The 6948-nt window shown below is 60.0% G+C and carries 6 protein-coding genes and 1 pseudogene; 3 read left to right on the forward strand and 4 right to left on the reverse strand.

Annotated features, from left to right (window positions below; translation table 11 throughout):
• Positions 1-312 precede the first annotated feature (312 nt).
• Together FHX06_RS20555 and FHX06_RS20560 are read right to left on the reverse strand one after the other, a co-directional pair.
• Positions 313-1908 (reverse strand): serine hydrolase, encoded by a 1596-nt coding sequence (locus FHX06_RS20555; protein ID WP_183880667.1) that lies wholly within the window; start codon positions 1906-1908, stop codon positions 313-315.
• A gap of 454 nt (positions 1909-2362) precedes the next feature.
• Positions 2363-4213, reverse strand: coding sequence for an ABC transporter transmembrane domain-containing protein (locus FHX06_RS20560; RefSeq protein WP_113212740.1), 1851 nt, complete (start codon positions 4211-4213; stop codon positions 2363-2365).
• A 265-nt stretch (positions 4214-4478) separates the two neighbouring features.
• Here FHX06_RS20560 and FHX06_RS20565 point away from each other — a divergent pair.
• The 3 genes and pseudogenes from FHX06_RS20565 (at position 4479) to FHX06_RS20575 (ending at position 6035) form a co-directional block, all read left to right on the forward strand.
• Positions 4479-5242: pseudogene (locus tag FHX06_RS20565) on the forward strand (heme ABC transporter permease).
• Positions 5243-5398, forward strand: coding sequence for a heme exporter protein CcmD (locus FHX06_RS20570; RefSeq protein ID WP_112970565.1), 156 nt, complete (start codon positions 5243-5245; stop codon positions 5396-5398). It begins immediately after the preceding pseudogene.
• Positions 5373-6035 (forward strand): DsbE family thiol:disulfide interchange protein, encoded by a 663-nt coding sequence (locus FHX06_RS20575; protein ID WP_210300576.1) that lies wholly within the window; start codon positions 5373-5375, stop codon positions 6033-6035. The genes FHX06_RS20570 and FHX06_RS20575 overlap by 26 nt, the downstream gene beginning before the upstream one ends.
• Here FHX06_RS20575 and FHX06_RS20580 read toward each other — a convergent pair.
• A complete protein-coding gene (locus tag FHX06_RS20580; RefSeq protein WP_113212737.1) occupies positions 6003-6695 on the reverse strand; it encodes a CBS domain-containing protein in 693 nt (230 codons plus the stop codon). The genes FHX06_RS20575 and FHX06_RS20580 overlap by 33 nt on opposite strands.
• Before the next feature lie 75 nt (positions 6696-6770).
• Positions 6771-6948 (reverse strand): cytochrome c-type biogenesis protein CcmH (locus FHX06_RS20585; protein ID WP_183880669.1); only part of this gene is annotated, 178 nt, incomplete at its 5' end.

Genomic DNA, 6948 nt, shown 5'->3' on the forward strand with positions numbered 1-6948 from the left:
CGGTGAAATCCGGTCAATGAGGCCCATGGTTCCACTCGCCGGGGTTGCCATGCGACGGGGCTTGGTTGTTCCGATCAGGCAGTCATGATCCTCGATCGCGCGTTCTCGGGCCTGCACCCTGGGTCGGGGAGCATTTCTAGTTTTCGGACCCGAGCGCGCGTGGCCAGCAATGAAGAGCGGCCAATGTAACAATGACTGTGGAGCAACAGCGAAAATAGCCGCTTTGATGAAATGTAAGCCATCAACCGGCTCATCCGTAGGATGTTTCGTCTGGAAAGCGCCAGGAGCAGACATTCTGGCGCTGCGAGCGGTTCAAAGCCGCTCGAAGCGGAAATTGCGGATGCGACCACTGTTCGTCAGCATGCCTGTGACCCGGCCGTCGTCATCGCGGGTGAACGTGAACCGGTCCCCGTCACCGAGAAAATGGTCCGGAGCGACGGCTGTCAGCGCTATTTCCCGTGACTTCACGGATTTGAATACCAGCCCCGCTTCCCGAACCTTCACGTCGTAGGGCATGTCGTTTTCGACCGGACGATAAGTGCCGGTGAGATCGGCAAGCTCCTTTGGCGACGGCGTATAGGGGGGTAATCGCCGGTATTGGTACAGGCGCTTGCCGTCGCGATAGGAGGTCAGCGCAGTTGCCGGCTCGCCTTCTCCTTGCTCCAGCGCGAGCTCATGGTTCGGGAAATCGCTGAAACGGAACCGGCGGTCATCCACCGCTTCAAGGCGATATGTGCCATATTCGATGTCATAGCCTATCAGCAGTTTTCCCTCATGCGCCACGAGGCGGGCGACTCGGCCGGCCAGTCGCGGTTCGGCGTAATAGCCGGTGAGCAGTTCCAATGCATCGGCGCCGGGTTGCGGAAACGTGCTCGGCAGAGATTCCGGGATCGGCTGCAACACATCTGCCAGATAGATATCGGCGATCCCCCGCGCGAGGTTGCTCGGCACGATCGACCCGAAATTGGCAAGGATCGCCACGGTGAAATGCTGCTTCGGAAAGCGGATGATATCGGAGCGGAAGCCGGCATCGCCGCCGGTATGTTCGACGATCGCAAGGCCGCGATAGGTACCGACGCCGAGACCCGAGGCATAGCCGATTTCACTGCCATCGTTCAGTCGGCCGCATTCGACCATCCTTGCGATGACGTCGGCCCCCCCGACACGCTTGTGGTAGAAATTTTCATCCCAGAGCGCGAGATCTTCCACTGTCGTCAGCAGGCTGGTCGCGCCGACCGTATCGAAGTTCGTGTTGGAGATCTCAACCCCGGTCTCCGTCCCGACATAACCGTCGGCGACATTCCTGACAACTTCGGCATAGTTGTCGCGAAAGAACGTGTTGTGCATGCCAAGCGGTTCAAAAATCCGGGCCGAGGTAAAGGCACGGAGCGACTGGCCGCTGACCACCTTCACGACCTCGGCCAGCAAGGCATAACCCGTGTTGCAATAGAGGTGCTCGTCTCCCGGCTGGAAGTTCAGGTCCTGCTGCCGGGAGACGATCGCGAAGATGTCGTCATCGGTTATCAGGTCCTTGGAGTAGCGCCAGCCGGCGAGGCCCAGCAATTCCCAGTGATCGCGCAGGCCACCCGTATGGTGCATGAGGTGCCTGAGGGTGATCGGTGCGCCGAAATCAGGCAGGCCGGGCATGTATTTACTCACCACATCATCAAGCGACAATTTTCCTTCGGCCGACAGCAGCAGGATGGCAAATGCAGTGAACTGTTTGGAGACAGATGCCGAATGAAAGACGGTGGACGGCCCGATCGCGATACCGTGGCCCAGATTGGCGATGCCGAATCCCCGCTTATGGATAACCTCGCCGTCACGCATGACCGCAACCGCGCAGCCAGGCGAATGATCGTTAGCCCAGGCCTCGAACAGTTCATCAACGCGTTTTGCTTCCGTCATCCGCAACCTCCGAGATCACTTTCCGGTTGCAGGAAAGCCGAGAGCCGGGAAAATTGCAATGTATGGGATTGAGAACATTGAGGGCTGCGATGACTGCTTCGGGGCCGAGAGGCGGCAAAGCCAACGGCTTGCCGTGTGCTGACGCCGCAGTCAGACGAGGACTGGTGTGATGCCACGCAAATCTCCGGTTACCTGATCGGCTAGTGCAAGGTTTGGACGAGGCAGCCCCTGCAACATGGGGTTGCCTTTCTGTTTCACGTTCACCTTTCATGAAACACTGAGAGCCATATGGATAACCGAACGTTCGACACCAGCCTATCGAAATGCCGGACTCCGCTGAAGATTACAGACGATGTCTGGAGAACTCTTCCCAGCAATTTATTTAGGCCTCTTACCGAGGAGCAGAAAGCGGACGTGGCCGCAACGCGCGATCTGCCACTGTTTGTCGTTGCCCTTACGCCGCATCGTGTTCCATGGCCGCCGACCCCGAGAGATCGAACTGCAACTCGGCAAGCCTGGAATATGCACCACCCTTGCGGATCAGCGCGGCGTGTGTACCCTCCTCGATTACTCGCCCTCCGTCGAGCACCAGAATTCGATCCGCCTTGAGCACGGTGGCAAGCCGATGAGCAATCACGATTGTCGTGCGATTGGACATCAATTCGTCGAGCCCCCGTTGCACCAGCATCTCGTTTTCTGAATCGAGAGATGCCGTGGCCTCATCCAGCAAGAGGATCGGCGCGTTTTTCAGGACTGCACGGGCGATCGCCAGTCTTTGCCGCTGACCGCCCGATAAAGTGAGACCGCGCTCGCCGACAACGGTACGGTAACCATCCGTTAGCTCGGAAATAAACCCATGCGCTCTTGCCACCGTCGCTGCAGCCACGATCTCGTCCAGCGACGCATCCGACCGTCCGAGACTTATATTTTCTGCGATACTGGTTGCGAAGACGGTCACGTCCTGCGGTACGACGGCAATTTCGCCTCGTACTGCAGTGGTGGAGATCGTGCGCGCATCGCAACCATCGAGCAAAATGTCGCCCGCATAATCCTTGTAGAAACCGAGCATGAGCGAGAAGATTGTGCTTTTGCCCGAGCCGGAAGCACCGACAAGAGCGACTGTCTCGCCGGACCGCACGTTCATCGACAGGCCCGTGAGGACTTGCCTGTCCGGAGCGCCCGGATAGGCGAAATGCAGGTCTCGAATTTCGATCGCGCCTTTTGCGGGTTGGCTGAGCGCAGAACGCGAGGCCTGCTCGCTCTCACCGGCATCTTCATCGAGCAATTCGAAAAGGCGTTCGGCTGAAGCCGCAGCCTGCGCCAGTTCGCCCCAGACCTCCGAGAGCGAGCCTAGCGACCCTGCCGCAATGACGGAATAGAGCAGGAACTGGCTCAGACTTCCGGCCGACAACGTTCCCGAGAGCAGATTATGGGCGCCGATCCAGAGAACCCCGACGACGCTTCCGAAAATCATTGCAATGGCAACGGCGGTCAGAAGCGCACGCGAGCTGGCGGCAAGGACGGCGCTGCGATAGGACGCCTCGACGTCATGCGCATACCTGTCGCTCGCCGCTGCCTCCCCGTTGAAGGCCTGGACCGTCCGGCTTCCGGCAATCATTTCGCTGGCGAAAGCGGATGCGGTCGCGAGAGCGTCCTGAGCCGCCCGCGACTTTCTCCGGACCGAGCGCCCGAAAAGGACGAGCGGCGCGATCACAAGCGGGATGGCACCCAATGTGATGGCGGAAAGTCCAGGGCTGGTGACGAACATCATCACCAGCGCGCCCAGGCACAGCAGCGAATTGCGCAAGGCCACCGATGCAGCGAGGTTCAATGCGGACTTGATCTGTGCGGCATCCGCGGTCAGTCGCGATGCGATGTCGCCGGATTTGTTGGCGTCAAAAAAGCTTGCCGGCAACCGCGTCACATTTCGGAAGGTCTTCACACGCAGGTCACTGATAACGCACTCTCCAAGCGTCGTGACGAAATAATAGCGGCAGGCGCTTGCTATGGCGAGCGCGATTGCAAGCGCAAGAAGCATCAGGAAATAGCTGTTGATGAAGCCACCGTCGAACTGTCCGAACCCATGATCGATCATCCGGCGGACCGCCATCGGCAACGCAAGCGAGATCAGCGCCGCCGCCGCAAGCGAGATCACCGCCAGGAGGACCAAGCCCCGGTGAGGCCGTAGCAGGGGCAGCAACCGGACGAGGCCGGAGACAGCAGACTTCGTTTCCCCCGGCTGCGGGCTGGAGCCCGCAATCACGTCGGCGGGAGGAGGGGCGGATCGGTCGTGCGCGGCAATCATCAAGGTGAAGGTCTCCTGGACTGGAATGTCTCCTTTTTGGCATTTACGCGGCCATCGTCTTTGACCGCGATCAATTATCGGCCGGTTCCGTCAAGCGTTGCCGCGTCAGAAGGCCCCGCAATATGTCACGATGAACCTGCTGGACCCGCGACCGAGGATCGGACTGTGATAACAGGAGAGCGAAATGAGAGACGCATGACCGCACCAATGGTCGCAGTTTGATCCCGGTCAATTAATCTGACGGCTTTGGGCGCTAGACCGGGCCATGACTTATGTCGAACGCATCAAAGACGACATCACCAGGCTTGCGCAGCCCGCCAGATTCCTGGAACTGGCCGATCGGGTCCTGACTGGACTTTCGATCGTCACTGCACTCTGTTTCGCTGTTGGACTTTATCTGAGTTTTGTGTCCGATGGTGATTACCAGCAGGGCGAGACCGTCAGGATCATGTATGTCCATGTCCCGGCGGCATGGATGGCAATGTTCTGTTATGTGGTGATGACCGCAAACGCCATCGGCTCCCTGGTATGGCGCCATCCGCTCGCCGATGTCGCCGCGCGCGCTGCTGTGCCAATCGGCGCCGCCTTTACCTTCGTGTCGCTCGTGACAGGCGCGATCTGGGCAAGCCGATGTGGGGAACCTGGTGGGTGTGGGACGCGCGCCTGACCTCGATGTTCGTGCTTTTCCTGATGTATCTCGGGCTATTGGCAATCAATCGTGCAATCGACGAACCGACGCGCGCTGCTCGTGTCACGGCGGTTCTCATTCTCGTGGGCTTCGTCAACATTCCGATCATCAAGTTCTCGGTCGACTGGTGGAACACATTGCATCAGCCGGCAAGCGTGCTCAGGCTAGATGGCCCCGCTCTGGACATCGAATTCCTTCGCCCGCTCCTGACCATGGGCCTGGCCTTCACGGCGCTCTTTTTCACGCTCCTCCTGGCCTCGATCAGGAACGAAATCTGGCGGCGGAGACTCATGTCGCATCACCGCCTGGCGGCACGGGCCGCAATGCAAAAGGAGAATTAAATGACACATCGGGACTATGTGCTGGCGGCCTATGCCGCCGCATTCGCCGTCATGACCGCTATCAGCGCAACGACCTGGTTTCGCGGCCGCACCTATCGCCGGCAGGTCGAGATAGTGGCGAAGATCAGGCATGGCGCGCGCCACGAGGCACGCTAAAGTGCGCCGCTATCTGCTTGCCGCCGTGCCGCTGCTCGTCTTTGTGGCAATTGCCGGAGCCGCCGGGCGCACGCTCTATCGGGAGGCGGCGGAAGGATATTCGCCCTCCGCCCTGCCTTCCGCACTGATCGGTCAGGCACACCCGGTAATCGATCTGCCGCCGCTTGCTGGTCTGCAGTCTCCCGGACTTCAAGATAGCGGGTTTTCCGGCCAGGTCACGATCGTCAACATATTCGCGTCCTGGTGCGTTCCCTGCCGGCAGGAACATGGCGCACTCATGCGGCTATCGAAGGACCCGCGCGTCAAGCTGATAGGCATCAATTATAAGGATGACAGCAGCAACGCTCTGGCCTTCTTGCGTGACAACGGAAACCCCTATGCTGCCGTCGGCGTCGATCCGACCGGCAGGGAGGCAATCGATTGGGGTGTCTACGGTGTGCCGGAGACCTTCGTCATCGACCGCGACGGCCGCATCCTGTTCAAGCAGGTCGGCCCGCTCGACGACAAGGCCCTGTCGGTCGGCCTTGGTCCTGCACTCGACAAGGCATTGGCTGCCGGCGGCGGACCGAAGCCCCCGGCCCGCGACTCGATCAGTGGCTTGGATTTAAGCCTGTTGCGACCGCTTTTCCGGATCTGAATCCGCGACAAGCTGCAACCGATCGAGGCAGCTTCCCAATCCGAGATTCTCGACGAGCGCAAGCACGGCACGGCGCTGCAAGTCGGTTTCCACATTTCCTTCGAGCGTGATCTGTCCGTTATGGACGGAGACGCGGATCCTTTGCGGCGTCAGCCCGAGATCATATTTCAGGCGTGTGCAAACAGCGAGTAGGATCGCGTCATCCTCGCGCGGCAACCTGAGTGTCGGCGCGTCGGTTATCAGAGCGAGGATATCGCGCCGGCTGACGATCCCCACGAGCCGTCCGTCGTCGACGATCGGAATACGCTTGATGCGATGGACCTCGAGGCTTTCGGCAATATCCGAAACCTCGCTGTCCGGGCTGGCGACGATAACATCGCGCGACATGATATCTCTGACGGACCAGCCGTTGCCGCGAATGTAGCGGTCGAGATCGACATCGGACGTGATTTCCGCGTTACGCGCGGTGCGCGGCGCAAGCCGGATCTCGCGCCGCAGCAACAGGTCGCCTTCGGTCAGAATTCCGCAGATCCGCCCTTCGTCGTCCACGACAGGCAGCCCGCTGATGTTGTTTTGCATCATCACCGCGGCGGCATGACGGATCCCTGCCGCAGGGCTCATCGAGACCACGTTGCTCGTCATAATGTCCTTGGCCTGCATGCGTGCACCTCCCCTTTCGGAAACATCTGGTGCCATGAGCGTAGGACGGCTTGGACGAACCGACCTTGACCTCCGTCAAAGTCGCGGTGTCGGATCGAGCAATTCGGCAAGCCTTGCCTGCTCTTCTACGGTCAGCTTGCTGCCAGTTGGCTTTCCAGCCCGCCTGCGGGCAAAGACGATGAGCGAAACCCCGCCGGCAAGGATCAGCAGCACCGGTGCCCCCCAGAGCAACAGCGTGCGCAGACTGAAGCGC

This window comes from Rhizobium sp. BK512, assembly GCF_014194915.1.
Lineage (GTDB): Bacteria > Pseudomonadota > Alphaproteobacteria > Rhizobiales > Rhizobiaceae > Rhizobium.

Bases quoted from the DNA above. Each gene is read 5' to 3' on its own strand.
- FHX06_RS20555 (WP_183880667.1), bottom strand. From the start codon at position 1,908: ATGACGGAAGCAAAACGCGTTGATGAACTGTTCGAGGCCTGGGCTAAC.
- FHX06_RS20560 (WP_113212740.1), bottom strand. From the start codon at position 4,213: ATGATTGCCGCGCACGACCGATCCGCCCCTCCTCCCGCCGACGTGATT.
- FHX06_RS20570 (WP_112970565.1), top strand. From the start codon at position 5,243: ATGACACATCGGGACTATGTGCTGGCGGCCTATGCCGCCGCATTCGCC.
- FHX06_RS20575 (WP_210300576.1), top strand. From the start codon at position 5,373: ATGGCGCGCGCCACGAGGCACGCTAAAGTGCGCCGCTATCTGCTTGCC.
- FHX06_RS20580 (WP_113212737.1), bottom strand. From the start codon at position 6,695: ATGCAGGCCAAGGACATTATGACGAGCAACGTGGTCTCGATGAGCCCT.